Below are 16,137 nucleotides of genomic sequence, written 5' to 3'. Positions count from 1 at the left end.
CACAGGTCAACCCCGTGGTGCAGTTGTTGAAATGTTGTAAAGGGTAACATGGAACAACCTGTCTGCTGTCTCAAGGCGGTAGCGTGATTTTCTGAAACCGTGTTAAACAGCCTTGGTGTTGGGGGCGCCGTTATTGTCCGGCACTGTGGTGCGGCACCCCGGATAGCGGCTGCAGCCCCAGAAAGGCCCCTTGGGCCCGTTTCGGCGCACCAGCGGCGCGTAACAGTGGGGGCAGGGAACCGGGGGCTGGTCCATGCCATCGTCGCTCGGTTCTGGTGGGGTTTCCGGCTCCTCCGCAATACGCCGGGTGCCCTTGCACTGGGGGAAACGCGAACAGGACCAGAACTCGCCATAAGGGCCGCTGCGCCGGCGCATTGGGGCACGGCAACGGGGGCAGTGGATCCCGGTCTGTTCCGGCTCAGGGAGTACGAAGGCGCTGCGGGCCGGCTCGATCAGGCTGCGGATGTCTTCCGTGAGCTGGGCCAGGAAGTCTTCCGTCTGCCCCTCGCCCTGGCGGATCGCTTCCAGCCTGGATTCCCATACGGCCGTCCGGTCCGGGGTCGTTGCGTCTGCCGGCAGGCCATCAATCAGGGCGCGTCCCTTGGTCGTGGCGTGGATGGATCGCCCCTCGCGGTGGAGGAAGTCCCGGTTGAACAGTGTCTGGATGATCGCCGCCCGGGTGGCTTCCGTGCCCAGGCCGTCGGTCTCGCGCAGGGTCCGGCGCAGTGCCTCATCCTGAACGAACCGCGCAATGCCGGTCATGGCCGAGAGCAGGGACGCATCCGTGAATGGCATCGGGGCACGGGTGGTTTTCTCCAGACACCGTGCTTCATGGCAGTGGACCGGGGTTCCGGGATCCAGTCTGGGTAGCGGCGCCTTGGGTTTGTCTTGCTCCTCGCGGCGGCGTACCGGTTCCAGGCGTTTCCAGCCGGCATGCAGCAGGCCTGTTTCCCGCGCCCGGAAATGCTCTCCCGCAATGCGCGCGCTCAGGTGGCCTTCGCGGTGAACGGCGTCGTCTTCAAATTGCATCAGGTAGAAGCGCGCCACCAGGTCATAGACAGCCCGCTCGTTGGTGCCCAGTTTTTTCAGGTCCATTGCCCGGCGGGTTGGAATGATGGCGTGGTGGGCGCCTACACGGCGGTCATCCCAGGCGCGGCCGCGGCGGCTTGGGTCTTCCGGAACGCCGGCGGGGGCCAGGTCTGGCAGGTTGCGCTTGATCGCTTCGAGCAGTTCATGCCGGTCTTCCCAGTGCGCCTCAGGCAGGTAACGGCAGTCCGAGCGCGGGTAAGTGATCAGCCGGTGTTGCTCGTAGAGCGACTGGGCCGCCGCCAGCACCTGTTCAGCGCCCAGTCCGTGGCGTTTGGCAGCCGTGATCTGCAGCGCTGATAGCGACAGCGGCAATGGGGGTGTTTCATGGCGTTCGCTGAAGCGGGCGTCCGTAATCTCGCCGTCTTGGCCCGTGATTCGGGCTTTTACCTCCTCAGCGGGCCGGCGTTTCAGGAGTCGGCCTTCTTCGTCGATATCGGCGGAATGCGCTTCCCCGGGCTGCCAGCGTGCCCGGAAGAGGGCGTCCGTGTTGCCCGGTGGGGCCAGGGCTGCGTCCAGCTGGAACCAGGGCGTGGGCTCAAAGTTTTCGATCGCCCGGTCTCTGGCGACGACGAGTCCCAGGACTGGCGTCTGCACCCGCCCGACGGAAAACACGCCTTCCTTGCCCTGCTGCTGATGGTGGAGGGTGTAGGCCCGACTCAGGTTGATGCCGTAGAGCCAGTCCGCGCGCTGGCGGGCTTCGGCCGAGGCCTTGAGCGGGGCAAAACGCCGGTTACTGGTTTCCGCCTCCAGGGCCTGGCGTACGGCTGGCGGGTTGAGGTCGTTGATCAGGACCCGCCGCACCGGCACGCAGATGTTGCACCATTCCAGCACTTCATCCACGAGCAGTTGGCCCTCCCGGTCCGGGTCGCCGGCGTGGATGATCTCGTGCGCTTCAGCACTGAGCCTTTCAAGGACCGTCAACTGGTCACGCACGTCTTCCTTGGGGCGGCGCTGCCATTGCTCCGGAATCAATGGCAGCAGCTCCATGCGCCAACGTCGCCATTCCGGTCGGTAATCGCCGGGCTCAATGGGCTCCAGTAGGTGGCCGATACACCAGCTCACGCGCACGCTACCGCCACAGTCCAGATAGCCCTGCCGACGCTGGGGGCTGTTAGTGAAGGCTGTGGCAATGGCGCGGGCAAGCGATGGCTTCTCCGCAATATAGAGACGCATTCGGGCTCCTGCCGGACGCTGTGCTAGACTCGGTTCACCATTGTAACGAATCTGCGGACGCCGGAGGTGGCATGTCGCTGCATTCCCAGATCGAATCCCTTCTCCAGGAGCATTTCAGTCCGGAAGTGCTATCGGTGGAGAACGAAAGCCACCAGCATGCGGTGCCACGCAATGCTGAGACGCACTTCAAGGTGGTGATGGTGGCGGACGCGTTTGAGGGTAAGCGTCGCGTGGGCCGTCACCAGGCGGTCTACAGTGCGCTGGATGAACCGTTGAAACAGGGGGTGCACGCCCTGACGCTGCACCTGTACACGCCGGACGAATGGCAGGCCCGCGAGAGCGGGGCGCCGCAATCCCCGCCCTGTATGGGCGGATCCAAGGCCGGATGAGGAGGCGGATATGAGCCAGTTCTTCCAGATCCACCCGGAGACCCCGCAGCCCCGGCTGGTGCGCCAGGCGGTGGAGATCCTGAAGCAGGGCGGTGTCATCGCCTATCCCACGGATTCCGCCTATGCGCTGGGGTGTGCACTGGACCAGAAGAAAGCGGCTGAGCGCATCAAGTGGCTGCGGAATCTGGATGACAAGCACAACTTCACGCTGGTGTGTAAGGATCTTTCCGATATCGGCCCTTACGCCAAGGTGGACAATGTTCAGTTCCGCCTTCTCAAGTCCCATACACCGGGGCCCTATACCTGGATTATGGACGCCACCAGCGAGGTTCCACGGCGCCTGCTGCATCCCAAGCGCCGTCAGATCGGCATCCGGGTGCCGGATAACCGCATCGTGGAGGCGCTGGTGGCGGAAATGGGCGAACCCATTATGAGCTCCACTCTTCTGATGCCAGACGATGAATGGCCGATGAGCGACGCGGAAGAGATCCGCGAGCGCCTGGAGCACCATGTGGATCTGGTGATCGAGGGCGGCTACTGTGGCCGGGAGCCTACCACTGTGGTGGATCTGTGTGGGGAAGTGCCTCAGCTGCTGCGCGAGGGCAAGGGCGACCCGACTCCGTTCCAGCAGGAATGAGCCGGGTCAGCCCGGCTGGTTGAAGCGGATTTCAAAGCCTGAAGCGGGATCCTGACCGGCATTGGCCTCATCGCTCATCACCTGCTTGCGCAGCTCCTGGTAGCGGTGGGCAATGTCCTGCAGTCGATTGTTTTCCGGGGTGTCGCTGACAAGGCTCTCCAGCATGGAATTGCCCTCCCCGTAAGCCTGGGAGATGCGTGAGACGTTCTCCAGGTATTCCACCGTGGGCTGGTTCGTGCTCAGTCGGTTGAAGGCGGCCTTGAAGGCGCGGTTCTGGTTGAGGTCGTTTTCGATGCGCTCACGGGTTTCCGGGGGGATCTGGGCGTCCATCTCAATATCACCCAGGTTATTGCGCCGCACTGCCATGCGGGTCCCCAGATCCACCTGCAGTTCCTGCAGCTTGGTGCCGATGGTTTCCTTCACGAAGCCACTGTCCCGCGCCACAGCGTTCTTGAACTCCTGCATGGGCAGGTCCGCCAGGCTGACGCTGCTGCCGCCCTGTTTTTCCAGGGTTACGCGCTCGTCGGCAATGGAGGTAGCCGTCTTACGGGCAGCGGGCTCATTCCCGGGGGGCTGCTGGGTGGCCTTATCCCGCGAGCCGTTGGTCTCCGTGCCCTGAATGGCACGGGCACCGAAGTTCAGCGCCGCATCCAGAATACCCATGATCGGTTCACTCCTGGCAGAGGTTTGCCGGTTTTCCGTCGTTCAGGGGGAGGGATGCAGGATTCGGGCCATGATCAAGGTAACCCTGCCCGAGGCGCGGGCGGGAGCAGCCCCGGCGGCGTTGCGGCTTACGCTTCCCGGGGCCAGAGCTGATGGAAGTGGTGCACGGGGCCGTGACCATGGCCGACGTCCAGTGTGTCCGAGGCCGTCAGCGCCTGTGAGAGGTAGTGCTTGGCGCGAGCGGTGGCGTCGGGCACTGACAGGCTCGGCAGCAGTGCGGCAATCGCCGAGGATAATGTGCAGCCTGTGCCATGATCATTGTGCGTATCAACACGCGGCGCGGCCAGGCGCTGTGGCGCTTCATGGCCGCCGTAGAGGAAGTCCACGCTGTCGGCACCGGCCATATGCCCGCCCTTGAGAAGCACCCAGGAAGGGCCCAGCGCATGCAGTTCAACAGCCCGCTCGGCCATCTGTTCATGCGTGCCCGCGGGCGTGCAATCAAGCAGCAGGTCGGCCTCTGGCAGGTTGGGCGTGATGATGGTTGCGCGTGGGACCAGTTCGTTCCTTACGGCATTGATCGCATCCGCAGCCAGCAGTGTATCGCCACTCTTGGCGGCCATTACCGGGTCCAGAACAACGTTGCGGATTGAGTAGCGGTCGATGCGCTCGGCCAGGGCCCGGATGATGCCGGCATTGGCCACCATCCCGATCTTGACGGCATCCACCCGCACATCGTCCATTACCGCATCCAGCTGCTGGCCCACGAAATCCGGGTCCAGTGGCTGGAACCCCCGCACGCCCTGGGTGTTTTGCGCCACAACGGCGGTGACAACGCCCATACCGTAAGTACCGAGGGCGGAGAAGGTCTTTATATCAGCTTGCAGGCCAGCCCCGCCCGAGGGGTCGGTTCCGGCAATGCTGAGCACGTTGGCGACCATGGTTGGTTATTCTCCTTCCGTTGTGGCCGAGAGTTGAGTTGCACGGCGCGCGACATCCGCGACGCCGAAGCTGGTGGCCAGTGCGGCTGCGTCTAGCTCGGCGAGGTCGAACCAGCGTGCTTCCAGCGCGTCGCCACCCGCGGCCAGGGTCCCATTAGCGTCATGGCATAAGACAGCAATCAAGACGAAATGACGGCGCAGCGCCCCCTGTTCATCATGATCAAACACGTCGACGGCCGAAAAAACCTGGCCTGCGCGTGCGCTCAAGCCAGTCTCCTCGCGCAGTTCCCGTACTGCGGCGTCATGGATGCTTTCTCCCGGCTCGATTTTGCCCCCAGGGAAGCCCCAGCGCCCTGCGTCCGGGGGATTGGCTCGACGCACCAGCAGGCATGCGTTGCCGTCAACCAGTGCGGAAATGGTTGCAGGCACTGGCGCTGTGGAAGTCATATCCATCTTGTCACTCGCTTTGCTGGGGCAGGGCTCTGATTATGCAGTCAGTCCGGTCTGCTCCAGCACAAAAGAATGTCATCTCAACGGATGCTACCTCAAAGATTGAAGCGACTGCCACTCTCTTTGCGTCTGATGGCCGGCAACGGATGAACCGCGTAGGCGAGCCCCGAGGCGGTTGCGTCGTTGGGTTGTTGTGGCCTTCCGATTGGATGGTGCCCCTGGCAGGATTCGAACCTGCGACCTTCCGCTTAGGAGGCGGATGCTCTATCCGACTGAGCTACAGGGGCGGAGAAGGGCGTATGGTAGCGGGCTCTGCCGCCGGCATCAAATCCGGTTGTTGTTCCAGACCTCTGGGCCGGCTTAGACTGCTGGTCTTTCCTCGGTACTGGGGGTGTGGTTGCGGCTTTCCATCATCATACCGGTGTTGAACGAAGCGGCAGGCATTACAGCAACGCTGGAAGCTTTGCAGCCATTGCGTCGCGCCGGGTGCGACGTGGTCCTGGCAGACGGGGGCAGTTCGGATGGTACCCGGCAAGCGGCTGGTGCGCTGTACGACCAGTGGCTTGATGCCCCAGCGGGGCGGGCAAACCAGATGAATGCCGGCGCGGCGGCGGCAGCCGGCGATCTGCTGCTTTTCCTGCACGCGGATACCCGGCTGCCTGGCAAGGCGCTGCCATGGCTTGAGCGGTTTGCCGCCAGTGAGCGGCTTTGGGGATGGTTCGATGTGCGTCTGTCCGGGCAACGGCCTCTCTTCCGGGTGATTGGCTGGTTCATGAACCGCCGTTCCAGGCTTACCGGTGTGGCCACGGGGGATCAGGCCCTTTTTGTGCGCCGGAGCCTCTTTGAGCAGGTGGGCGGGTATGCGCCTATTCCGCTGATGGAGGATGTGGCGCTGTGCAAGAGCCTGCGGCGTCATGGCCGACCCTTTTGCATACCGGCGCCGGTCGTTACTGACAGCCGGCGTTGGGAGGTGAATGGGGCCTGGCGGACGATCGTTCTGATGTGGCGGCTGCGCTGGGCCTACTGGCGGGGGGAATCTCCGGCAGTGCTGGCGCGGCATTACCGCCGCTGATATCTGGAACAGGACAGGGAATGACAGTAATGCAGTATCCGCCCGCGTTGATTCAGTTTGCCAAATGGCCCCGTAAAGGGCAGGTCAAAACACGGCTTGCTGCTGAGCTGGGCGAACATAAGGCACTGGAGGCCCATCTAGTGCTGACTGATACTGTGCTCCGGAACCTGATGGATAGCGGTTATCCGTTGACGTTCTGGTGGGACAGGGAGATGACGGAAACACCCACTGAGGCCGAGGGCATCCTGTTGCGCCTGCGCAAAGGCGGAATCCCGCAACGGGTTCAGCAAGGCGCCGATCTGGGCGAACGCATGACCCACGCTCTGGACGAAGCCATTACGACCGTGGGCGCAGGCCTGGTGGTGGGCAGTGATTGCCCAGCGGTAACGCCGGATTACGTTCACAGGGCGGCACAGGCATTGGAGACAGCCGATGTGGTGCTCGGTCCCTCTGATGATGGCGGTTTTGTCCTCATTGGTGCCCGGCGGACGGTCCCGGGCATGCTGGATGGGCCTGCCTGGGGCAGTGAGCAGGCGTTGGAGCAGTCCCTTGAGGCCCTTAACCAGAAAGGCCTCCAGGTGGTGTGCCTGGAGGCGTTGTGGGATGTTGACGAACCCGAGGACTGGACCCGCTTTCAGCGCCTGCGCTGAAAGTAAAGGCTCAGCCCCTGGCCCACCAGGCTCTGGGCCCCCGTGCCGAAGGCCTGGGCCTGGAGTTGTTTGACCACGGGGGCAGTGGCCAGGTTGGCGCCGTCCGTATCCCGGGCGCGCAACAGCTTCCAGTCCACCTCGCTGCTCAGGTTGTCCATCAGCGCATCCAGCTGGCTGATGTCTTCCGGGAAGAACCAGCGCTTGCGGCAGCCGGCGGTGGCGTAGAAATCCGGCTCGTTGAGGAGCTCCTGATACGCTTGATGTTTCGGGTTGTTCAGGATCATCCGGCGAAGGCGGCGTAACGTTTCCGTCGTCGGTTGCAGCTTATGCCGTTCCATCATGCGCCGCAGGGCCACGTCCACGCGGCTGGCACCATGCTCGCCGGTATGGATGTGCAACAGCCCGCCGCTGTCCAGCGCTTGTTGGGCAAGTGTCTTGATCGGTGTGCCTTCGTGGGTTTCCGAGGGCAGCTGGCGGATCTCCACCATCTGCACCTGATTGCCGTCCTGGATGAAGCGGGTGGCTAGTGAGTAGGGCCAGAAGACCATGTTCTGCAGGTCTTTCTCCCGCGCAAGGCGGTTGCCGTGAGCCAATCCGGCCAGGTTCTCGTCCACCGCAACCACTTCCACGTCCGTGAAGTAGTGCGCCAGCTCCATGGCATGCTGGCCCGAACCGGCGCCGATCACCAGGATGCGTACGGTCTCCGGCCAGGTACTGGTATCGATGCCAAGGCTTTGCGCCAGTTCCTGCTTGAGCGGCTGGGCATGGTGAAGACGCAGGTTATGCCAGCAGGGCCAGGCATGAGGCAGGTCTTCGCGGGCCAGCGCCAGCTCGTCCTGTTTCTCCTGGAACTGCTGCTTGTAGGCTTCTTCTTCCGCCTTGTGGTAGTAGCTTTCCGCCATCAGGGGCTGCATGCCTTGCGGCCAGTCCTCTAGCGTGAACCGGCCGATGTGCTGGGCGTAAGGCTGATGGAAAAGCGCGCCGTAGAGGCTGCGCAGGATCAGCCCGGCAGCGACCTCTTCCGGCTGGAACGGGTCACGGAGTTCCACCTTGAGATTGGCATCCAGCTCTCGTAAAAAAGCCTCTTCTTCCTCCGTGACCATTTGCGCAAAGCCGGTACGGTTGGCGTAACGGCTCAGCGCCATGGCCAGGCGCTGGCGCGATTCGTAGAGCTCGCCGGTGTCCCGCACCTCCATCAGAAGGGCGTGGCGGGCGCGGGTAATCAGTTTTTCCAGGTCCGGGTCCACCAGCAGGGTGGTTTCCAGCGCCAGCAGCAGAAGCTCATCCGTGCAGATGGTATCCAGCAACCAGTCTCCGGCTTCTATATCCGCCGCATATTGCTGGCGTAACAGGCGGGTGACGAAACGGCTCAGCTCCTGGTGGGGCAGTCCCGGATGGGAAAGGAGGCGGATGGCGTCGTGTGCCAGGGCTGAATCGGCCCTCTGGATATCCAGGTGACGGGCGCATTCAAGCATGCCGGCGTAGACCGAGTCCCAGTTGCGGTTGCAATCCAGCAGGCAGCGATAGTGAAGGTAGGCCTGGTCAAACCGTTGCTGCTGACGCAGAGCGTGGGCCTTGCCGGCGAAGGCGGGGGCGGACTGGCGGTCCTGGGTGAGCGCTTTATCGAACAGCGCCTCGGCCTGCTCAGGCTCTTCCCGAAGCAGGGCCAGATACCCGAGGTTGGCCAACACCTGGCCCGAGGCTGGCGCCGCAACGCGGGCGCGCTCCAGCAACTCAGCCGCCTGGGCGAGCTGGCCCTCATCCATGGCAACGCGACCCAACAGGTTCAACGCCTCAGGGTGTTCTGGCTGCGCAGTCAGAACGACATCGAGTGCCTCACGCACCTGCTGGCGGGCGTGCCCGCGCATGCCTGGCTCCGTATCCGGGCTGTTGGCGAAGCGGTAGAGCTCGTTCGCCTGCAGCAGGCGTCGAGCCAGGGCCGCTTCCTGTTCGCGGGTTACCTCTTTCAGTTGGGTCTGCGCCTGCATGTTGCCCCCTTATTGGTTCAGTCGTTGTTCGGTTAACCCTGGAGCAGCTGCAGCACCTGCTGCGGCCGCTGGTTGGCCTGGCTCAGCACCGAGATGCCAGCCTGCTGGAGCGTCTGGGTTCGGGACAGTTCGGCGCTCTGTTTGGCGAAGTCCGCGTCCCGGATCCGGGAATTGGCGGCGGTCAGGTTTTCGTTGGCCACCTGCTGGTTTTCGATGGTTGATTCGAAACGGTTCTGAACCGCGCCGAAATTGGCGCGTTGGCGGTTGACCTGGTCGAGGGCGTTATCAATGGCGGTGATTGCTTTGTTGGCACCTTCCACCGTTGAAATGTCCACATCCCGGAGAAGCTGCCCGGACTCATTGGAACCGTAGTTGCCGACTTCAAAGCCCACTGAATCGTTATTGCCGGTCAGGGTGCCAATCTCGATCTGCCCGGCGGACTCAAGTGATACCGAGGCGCGTTGCGTCACAGCTCCGCCGAAGCCAAGGTCGCCCGAGCTACCGGTATTAAACGTAAAATTATCGACCTGAATGTTCCGACCGTCTTCGGCAACCAGTCGGAAGGTGTCGTTGCCGGAATCGTCGGTGAACGCCTCGGCTTTGACCCCGGTCTGGCCGGATTTGGCGTTGATGGCATCGACAACCGTTGTTTGACGTTCCGAGGTGTCCGCTCCCGAGGGAATACTCACCGAAACCTGAGCGCCATTAACGTCAAACGTTGCATCCACATCATCCGAGATCGTGCCACCGGTATAGAGCGTTTGGTTGGCGCTGGCCGTTACTCCGGTGGCCTCTGATGAGTCGTTGATGGCAGCGGCCTTGGCAATGGCGCTGGATGCCGGGGTTGTGCCCCCCGGCGAAGCGGTATCCGTCGACTCAACGCTCTTGCCAATCGGCACCCCGTTGATGGTGATGTCACCACTGGCCATGGCGTTTGAGCCCACGATCTGGCCTGCCGCGCCACTGTTGGTGCCACTGAAACTACCAACCTGAAAGCCCGCCCGGCTGATATCGCCATCACTGGTCAGATCGATGTCGCTTCCGTCTTCGGAAATCAGGGTGTAAGTGCCTGTGTAGGTGTCAGCGCTCGCGAGCCCATAGTCGGACGGGGCGGCACCGTCGTTTTTCAGTTGAATGTTCCGTCCGTCCTCGGCGGTGAGCTCGATGCCGACGGATGGATCACCGTTGAAACTCGCCTTGACCCCTGTTTGTCCAGAATTCTCATTGATCTTGCTCGTAACCGCGTTCAGGAAACCTTCTTCATCACCGGCTGTCCCAGGGGGAAGCGTGATATCAACACCGTTAAGGGTGATGTCCCCTGAACTGGTTTGCACACTGCCTGTGACGTCCGTTCCCGTGACGGACGTTTCATTGACCACGGCCTTAACGCCGGTTTTGTCCGTGCGTTCATTGACGGCGGCCGCTTTGGCGATGGCGCTGGCGCTATTGCCGTTCGAAGATGTGTTATCGCTTCCGGCTTCCGATGCGGGAATCGAAAACCCATTAATGACCAGGTCACCGCCTTGCATTGCATTGGATGAAGGGGAAGAGGTGATGCCATCGGTCTTGGCGGCGCCGAGTTCATCAGGCGTGGCACCGGAGACGTTGACGGATACGGTTTCCCCCCGGTTGGCCCCAATCTGGAAGGTGGCGCCCTCAAAAGAACCATCCAGGAGCGTGGTGCCGTTGAAGTTGGTCTGTCTTGAAACCCGGTCGATTTCGGCTTTCAACTCCTGCACTTCCTGGTTCAGCGATTCCCGGTCCTGAGTGCTGTTGGTCGCATTGGCCGACTGCAGGGACAGCTCCCGGATGCGCTGCAGGTTCTCTGTCATTGAGCCGAGAGCCCCTTCAGCGGTCTGGGCCAGTGAGATACCGTCATTGGCATTACGGATCCCCACTTCCAGCCCCTGGGTCTGGGACTCAAACCGGGTTGAAATGGCCAGCCCCGCTGCGTCGTCCGCCGCGCTGTTAATCCGAAGGCCGGAGGAAAGACGCTCCAGGGCTGTGTCACCCTGCTCCTGACTCCGGTCCAGGTTCCTTTGCGCGTTGAGGGACGCGATATTGGTGTTGATGATCTGAGGCATGGCTTTTTCCTCCGTCCTCGTTCCGCCGGCCGGGGGTTGCCGGGTCCGGTCCTGTTTCGATCAAAGATTGTTCGTCTGAGCTGGGTTAAGCGAAGGGTATGCCAATTCTTGCAGTACAGTTGCAGGCATCTGTTTAGAAAGGAATAAGCGATTAATCTGAGCGGTCTGGATCAGGACAGGCGCCATCAATGTGGCGAACCGATGGCAGTTTTTTGCCGCTCTTGCAGGGTGGCCCTGTGAGACGTTTATGCGCTAGGATCCACCCCGCCAATCGGGGAGGATGGACAAGGATTCTGTTTTGACGAGCCAGCCTGTTCAGGTCGCGCCGGATCTTTTGGAGGTGGGCCGCCCGCTGCTGTGGCCGCTGTACAGCCCCACTCGCACGCTGCTGGCGCCGCAGGGCCATGTGATCCAGACAGAAGGCGAGTGTGAGCGGCTCCGGTCGCAGGGCTATTACCATCCGCCCGAGCGCCTGGAGGAGCACTTCATCGCCGAGGCGGCGGCGTTGGATTCACTCAGCCCGATTGATCCGTTCGCTGAATACGGCTTCCTGCTGGTCCAGCTGGAGCGGGCACTGGATGCGCTGGCGCGGGGGGAGAAGGAGGCGCGGGCGCGGTTGATGGATCTGGTCCAGCGGGTGCGGCTGGCCTGCATGAGTTACCCGGAAGCCTGTCTGGCGTTGGTCCACGTGTACGCTGCTCGCCCCAGTGTGCATGAGCAGACGCTGTTCTATGCGCTGTTGTGCTGGTTTGTGGGCACGGAACTGGGATGCGGGGAGGAGGCGGTGCAACAGCTCATTGCGGCGGCCCTGAGTGCCAACATTGCGCTCATGCCGTTTCAGGAGCGCCTGAACGCCTCGCGGTCCGGCCTCACCGAACAGCAGCGCGCCATCATAAGCCGGCACCCACGCCGTGGCGCCGAAGTGGTGGCGGCTGCTGGCGTTACAGACGAGCCGATTATCAATGCCATCCGCCAGCACCATGAGGAGTGGGACGGCAGTGGCTACCCGGATGGACTACAGAACCGGGATATCAGCCGGAACGCGCGGGTGCTGGCCCTGGTGGAGCGGTATGTGGCTCTGATTACGCGCCGCGCCTACCGTGAGCGCTACCGAACGGAGGATGCCCTTCGTCATCTGCTGGACCTTGCGCGGCGTGACCCCGATAAAGCCCATTACCGAGCCCTTTACAATACGCTCACCATCCGTCCTCCCGGCACCTTGGTGCAGCTCAAGAATGGTGAAGTCGCGGTGATCGCGAAGCGCGCGATCGGGGAGCGGCCACTGGCGTTGATCTGTGTCGCCAATCCCCAGGGGCATGCTTATCTTGACCCATTCAAGCGGTGGGATGATGGCAGCCAGAGTCTGATTGAACAGGCGGTGGTGCCTGAGCCCAGGCCGTCGCTGGAGCTGAGGCGGTTGCTGGGGTGAGCTTGCGGGCGCTACTGCGCTGCCAGCGATTCGCCGTTTTCCACACCAAACAGTGCTGCAAACCGCTTGCCGCTGAAAACGCCCTCCCCGGGTACCGCCAGGATCGTAACCGGTGCCATGCCATCACCGCAGCACACCCAGAGGGCGTCACTGGGGCGCAGCTCGCCGGGTGAATACCCCGAGGGTAAAGGCGCAGATTCGTCACCCACTTCATGGATTGCGATTACATCCCCCCTGAATACCGCCTGGGCGGGATGGTAAGGGGTGCAGGCACGCACCTGATTGCGGACTGAGTCCGTGGGTTCGCGGCAATCAATCCAGAGATCCGCTTCCCGAAGGGGCGGGTAGGTGGTGCCGGGGCCCTGGGGCTCGCCTTGCGGAATGGCGCCGCTTGCCAGCAGGCCGTTAAGAGTGTGCATTACCTTGGGGGCGAGCGCATTCAGTCGCCGGGTGAGGGTGCCCTGGGTCTCCGCCTTCTGCAGGCGGAAGGGGAAGCGCAGCACGACAGGGCCCTGGTCCATCGCTGGGGTGAGGTGGTGCACGCACACCTCCGACTGCGTCAGCCCCAGCCGCAGGGGCCAGTACCAGACCGCCGCCGTTCTTACGGCAGGTAGTGGCGCAGGGTGGACGTTGAGCGCGGCAACGCGGGCCTGTTGCGTAACGGATTCCGGAAGCCGGTGATTGAAGATGATGGATAGAACCAGGTCCGGCTCAAACGCAATCAGCGCCTCCTGCAATGCCGGCGCTGCGATGGTTTCAAACCAGTGAATCGGCAGATCAAGCGCTGTGAGCCCGTAATGGGTCAGAAACGCCTCGTCTTCTCTCAGGCAGAACAGCTCAATCCGGTGCCCCAGTTGCTGCAGGGCCTGGAGGCAGTGGCGGGTGAAATGGGAGTAGCCGAAGAGGGCGATTCGCATTCAGGTAGGCTCAGTGCCGTTTAAGCGTAGTGGCTGCCCAACCCTGTCGACGTGCGCTTTCAGCGCCTCGTTATCAATGTGATGGTACAGGGAAAGGTCCACCTTCCAGGGCAGCAGAAGGTCATCAATCGCCTGCTCCAGTTCCAGCAGCTGCCAGTGGCTCATTGCCGGGGCAATGAGGGTGAGGTCAATGTCCGAGGCGTAACGGTGGGTCCCCTTGGCGCGGGACCCGTAAATAATGGCGCGTTCTACCGGGTAGCGTGCCAGGCAGGCTTTCAGCTGCTCCAGCGCACGGGAAGGCAGCCCGAACCCGTTACTCGCTTCAGCCGCTGAAGCCATGACGCTGCGCCTCCAGAGACATTGTATGGTTCAGTCCGTTCAGCAGCTCATGGTAGTGGCTCTGGACGTTGGCCAGTATGGCGTTAGCGGTTGCCTCGTTGTAGGAGTGGGAGGTGAGGTTGCGGTCCTGCAGCATCCGCATCCAGGTTTCACCCTGGGTGATCAGCCCTGCAGCAAACGCCTCCCGGGTAACGTCCCGAGAGCCGGTGAGGTGCTCGTAACCCTGCCAGCGCAGATAGTCCTGAAGCAGCTTCCAGCTCAGTTCGTAGGTGTACTCAAACGCCTGAATGACGCCCTGTTTTTCCAGTTCAGAAAGGGCGCGCGCCTGTGCCGTTTCCACAGCATCGTTAAGCCGGGCCAGGGCTTTACGGAAGTTGTTCAGGCGCTGCAGCCAGCGCACATCCGTCTGCTCGTCCCTCATCCGTCCGTCCCATGTGTTGTCAGATCCTGTGTTGATCGCATTGGCAGCCTTGCGCCGTCGCCCTTGACGATCGCGCAAACCATTACGTGCCTCGGGCTGTATGGGATGATTATCTGACAGCGCAACGGCGCTGTCGATGAAGTCAGTAAGGAGGGCCGTGCACGAGGCGGAAAGACTGTAACGGCCATTGACTCCCAGCGATGCCACTCGCCCTCCCAGTCATGGGTAATGGTTCGGCTTAGAGCAAGTCCTGCGATCCCTAATGCACCTGTAACACTCGTTTACAAACTCTCCATAAAATCCCCTAAAGGTTCCGAGGGCATCGCCGTTAAGCAACCCAGAAGGCAAGAGTACCGGGCCCTACCGGTGACTGAGCCTCTGACCACAACCAAACCGGTAACAGGCAGGAGAAACGGTTATGGCACTCGGTATTAACACCAACGTTGCATCACTCAACGCACAGAACCAGCTGGCCGAATCAAAAGATCAAACCAACCAGGCGCTGGAGCGGCTGTCGTCCGGTCTGCGGATCAACTCCGCTAAGGATGACGCTGCCGGCCTTGCCATCTCAACCCGTTTTGAGGCCCAGATCAGCGGCCTGGATCAGGCAAGCCGTAACGCCAATGACGGCATTTCGCTGGCCCAGACGGCCGAAGGCGCGCTTGAGGAAACCACCAACTCGCTGCAGCGGGTGCGGGAACTCGCCGTACAGGCTGCCAACGGTACCAACACTGATTCCGACCGGGCATCACTGCAGAATGAGGTGAGTGAGCTGACTTCTGAAATCCAGCGGGTTGCAGATACCACTCAGTTCAACGGCCAGAACGTTCTGGACGGTAGCTTTGACGGCAAGCAGTTCCAGGTGGGGGCTAATAGGGGTCAGACCATTGAGGTTTCCATCTCCGACGCCAGTGCCGATCGTCTGGCTGCCAACGCGACCCAGGATTCCACAGGGCAAACCGGCGTAACGTCCGGCAGTTTGACGGATGCCACTACATTTGAACTGAATGGCCAGGATATTCTGGCAGGGAAAACGGGTGACGGGCTCTCAACAACTGATGCTGACAAGTCCGCAGCCGCGTACGCTAATGCCATTAATGATAAAACGACGACGACAGGCGTGAGTGCCGAAGTCAATGAGGCCGTTGAGAATCTTGGGCAGATTTCGGCGGATGCTGATGGTATTACCTCTGGCGAGCTGTCGATCAATGGCGTTGAAATTACTGCTGGCACTGGTGGCGATGGGATTCAGTCGGGTGACGCGGATGGCAAGCTGCGTGATGCCATCAATGGTGTGAGCAACCAGACCGGCGTTACAGCGTCGTTAAACGGTAGTAATGAGCTTGAGCTGACAGCACAGGACGGCCGCAACATTCAGGTTGCGACAGACGGCACCGGCGATGCCGCTACCTTGGGGAATCAGGACCTCAGTGCTGCCGCGGATGAGGTAACCACAGGTACTGTAACCCTGAATAGCGACTCAGACATTGACGTCAGCTTTACCGCCAATGCTGCGGCTACTGACGCCCAGACCTTCACAGACGGAACGGAAAAGATCTCAACTGATAATGCGGTCAGCAATATTGATGTCTCAACCATCAGTGGTGCTAACAAGGCTATTGACCAGGCGGACCGGGCGTTGGATCAGGTGAATGACATCCGTTCGGAACTGGGTGCCACCCAGAACCGGTTTGACTCCACCATTTCGAATCTGGAAACCACGTCCGAGAATCTGTCCGCTGCCAACAGCCGGATCCGGGACGCTGACTTTGCCGCCGAGTCGGCCAAGCTGTCCCAGGCCCAGGTGCTGCAGCAGGCGGGTATCTCGGTGTTGTCCCAGGCGAACCAGCAGCCTCAGCAGGCCCTCTCGCTGCTGCAGTAAACGGCTCGTCAGGTCG

Annotated in this window: 15 protein-coding genes and 1 tRNA gene; 6 read left to right on the top strand and 10 right to left on the bottom strand. The window is 61.8% G+C overall.

Features of this window, described 5'->3' with window-relative positions; genetic code table 11:
- Positions 1-102: 102 nt before the first annotated feature.
- Positions 103-2,262 carry a DNA topoisomerase III gene (locus AC1RQI_RS07130; RefSeq protein ID WP_481904198.1) on the bottom strand — a complete coding sequence of 720 codons (2,160 nt, stop codon included), beginning with the start codon at positions 2,260-2,262 and terminating at the stop codon, positions 103-105.
- Between the two features lie 71 nt (positions 2,263-2,333).
- On the opposite strand from AC1RQI_RS07130, the gene AC1RQI_RS07125 reads away from it, so the two are divergent.
- Together AC1RQI_RS07125 and AC1RQI_RS07120 are read left to right on the top strand one after the other, a co-directional pair.
- Entirely contained in the window at positions 2,334-2,651 is a 318-nt protein-coding gene (locus AC1RQI_RS07125) for a BolA family protein (protein ID WP_416634160.1), read from the top strand.
- A 10-nt stretch (positions 2,652-2,661) separates the two neighbouring features.
- The gene (locus AC1RQI_RS07120) at positions 2,662-3,288 is read left to right on the top strand and encodes an L-threonylcarbamoyladenylate synthase (protein ID WP_416634161.1); all 627 of its coding nucleotides are present in this window, start codon (positions 2,662-2,664) and stop codon (positions 3,286-3,288) included.
- 6 nt (positions 3,289-3,294) lie between these two features.
- On the opposite strand, the gene AC1RQI_RS07115 is transcribed toward AC1RQI_RS07120, so the two are convergent.
- The 4 genes from AC1RQI_RS07115 to AC1RQI_RS07100 all read right to left on the bottom strand — a co-directional run bounded on the left by AC1RQI_RS07115 (position 3,295) and on the right by AC1RQI_RS07100 (position 5,626).
- Entirely contained in the window at positions 3,295-3,951 is a 657-nt protein-coding gene (locus tag AC1RQI_RS07115) for a hypothetical protein (RefSeq protein WP_481904197.1), read from the bottom strand.
- 128 nt (positions 3,952-4,079) lie between these two features.
- Entirely contained in the window at positions 4,080-4,889 is an 810-nt protein-coding gene (thiD, locus tag AC1RQI_RS07110) for a bifunctional hydroxymethylpyrimidine kinase/phosphomethylpyrimidine kinase (RefSeq protein WP_481904196.1), read from the bottom strand.
- A 6-nt stretch (positions 4,890-4,895) separates the two neighbouring features.
- Positions 4,896-5,342: an NUDIX hydrolase gene (locus AC1RQI_RS07105; RefSeq protein WP_416634164.1), complete on the bottom strand. Its 447-nt coding sequence runs from the start codon at positions 5,340-5,342 to the stop codon at positions 4,896-4,898.
- Between the two features lie 207 nt (positions 5,343-5,549).
- A tRNA-Arg gene (locus AC1RQI_RS07100) sits at positions 5,550-5,626 on the bottom strand.
- 104 nt (positions 5,627-5,730) lie between these two features.
- On the opposite strand from AC1RQI_RS07100, the gene AC1RQI_RS07095 reads away from it, so the two are divergent.
- Both AC1RQI_RS07095 and AC1RQI_RS07090 read left to right on the top strand, forming a co-directional pair.
- Entirely contained in the window at positions 5,731-6,411 is a 681-nt protein-coding gene (locus tag AC1RQI_RS07095; RefSeq protein ID WP_481904195.1) for a TIGR04283 family arsenosugar biosynthesis glycosyltransferase, read from the top strand.
- 20 nt (positions 6,412-6,431) lie between these two features.
- Positions 6,432-7,061 carry a TIGR04282 family arsenosugar biosynthesis glycosyltransferase gene (locus tag AC1RQI_RS07090; protein ID WP_481904194.1) on the top strand — a complete coding sequence of 210 codons (630 nt, stop codon included), beginning with the start codon at positions 6,432-6,434 and terminating at the stop codon, positions 7,059-7,061.
- Here the strand turns inward: AC1RQI_RS07090 and AC1RQI_RS07085 are convergent.
- Together AC1RQI_RS07085 and AC1RQI_RS07080 are read right to left on the bottom strand one after the other, a co-directional pair.
- A complete protein-coding gene (locus tag AC1RQI_RS07085) occupies positions 7,046-9,049 on the bottom strand; it encodes a tetratricopeptide repeat protein (protein ID WP_481904193.1) in 2,004 nt (667 codons plus the stop codon). The genes AC1RQI_RS07090 and AC1RQI_RS07085 overlap by 16 nt on opposite strands.
- A 32-nt stretch (positions 9,050-9,081) precedes the next feature.
- Positions 9,082-11,133, bottom strand: coding sequence for a flagellin N-terminal helical domain-containing protein (locus AC1RQI_RS07080; RefSeq protein ID WP_481904192.1), 2,052 nt, complete (start codon positions 11,131-11,133; stop codon positions 9,082-9,084).
- Between the two features lie 298 nt (positions 11,134-11,431).
- On the opposite strand from AC1RQI_RS07080, the gene AC1RQI_RS07075 reads away from it, so the two are divergent.
- Positions 11,432-12,562: an HD-GYP domain-containing protein gene (locus tag AC1RQI_RS07075; RefSeq protein WP_481904191.1), complete on the top strand. Its 1,131-nt coding sequence runs from the start codon at positions 11,432-11,434 to the stop codon at positions 12,560-12,562.
- An 11-nt stretch (positions 12,563-12,573) separates the two neighbouring features.
- Here the strand turns inward: AC1RQI_RS07075 and AC1RQI_RS07070 are convergent, their stop codons facing one another.
- From AC1RQI_RS07070 to AC1RQI_RS07060, 3 genes are read right to left on the bottom strand one after another with little or no spacing between them, the layout of a single operon-like run.
- Positions 12,574-13,479 (bottom strand): methionyl-tRNA formyltransferase, encoded by a 906-nt coding sequence (locus tag AC1RQI_RS07070; protein WP_481904190.1) that lies wholly within the window; start codon positions 13,477-13,479, stop codon positions 12,574-12,576.
- Entirely contained in the window at positions 13,480-13,818 is a 339-nt protein-coding gene (locus tag AC1RQI_RS07065) for a nucleotidyltransferase family protein (RefSeq protein ID WP_481904189.1), read from the bottom strand. It lies immediately after the preceding gene.
- Positions 13,802-14,239, bottom strand: coding sequence for a nucleotidyltransferase substrate binding protein (locus AC1RQI_RS07060; RefSeq protein ID WP_481904188.1), 438 nt, complete (start codon positions 14,237-14,239; stop codon positions 13,802-13,804). Before AC1RQI_RS07060 ends, AC1RQI_RS07065 begins: the two co-directional genes overlap by 17 nt.
- Positions 14,240-14,657: 418 nt before the next feature.
- On the opposite strand from AC1RQI_RS07060, the gene AC1RQI_RS07055 reads away from it, so the two are divergent.
- A complete protein-coding gene (locus AC1RQI_RS07055; protein WP_481904187.1) occupies positions 14,658-16,121 on the top strand; it encodes a flagellin N-terminal helical domain-containing protein in 1,464 nt (487 codons plus the stop codon).
- The last annotated feature ends 16 nt before the right edge of the window (positions 16,122-16,137 follow it).

It is taken from the genome of Salicola sp. AFF1 (genome assembly GCF_056783195.1).
The sequence above is the reverse complement of the archived record's forward strand: the minus strand, read 5'-3'. Positions and strand labels throughout refer to the sequence as shown.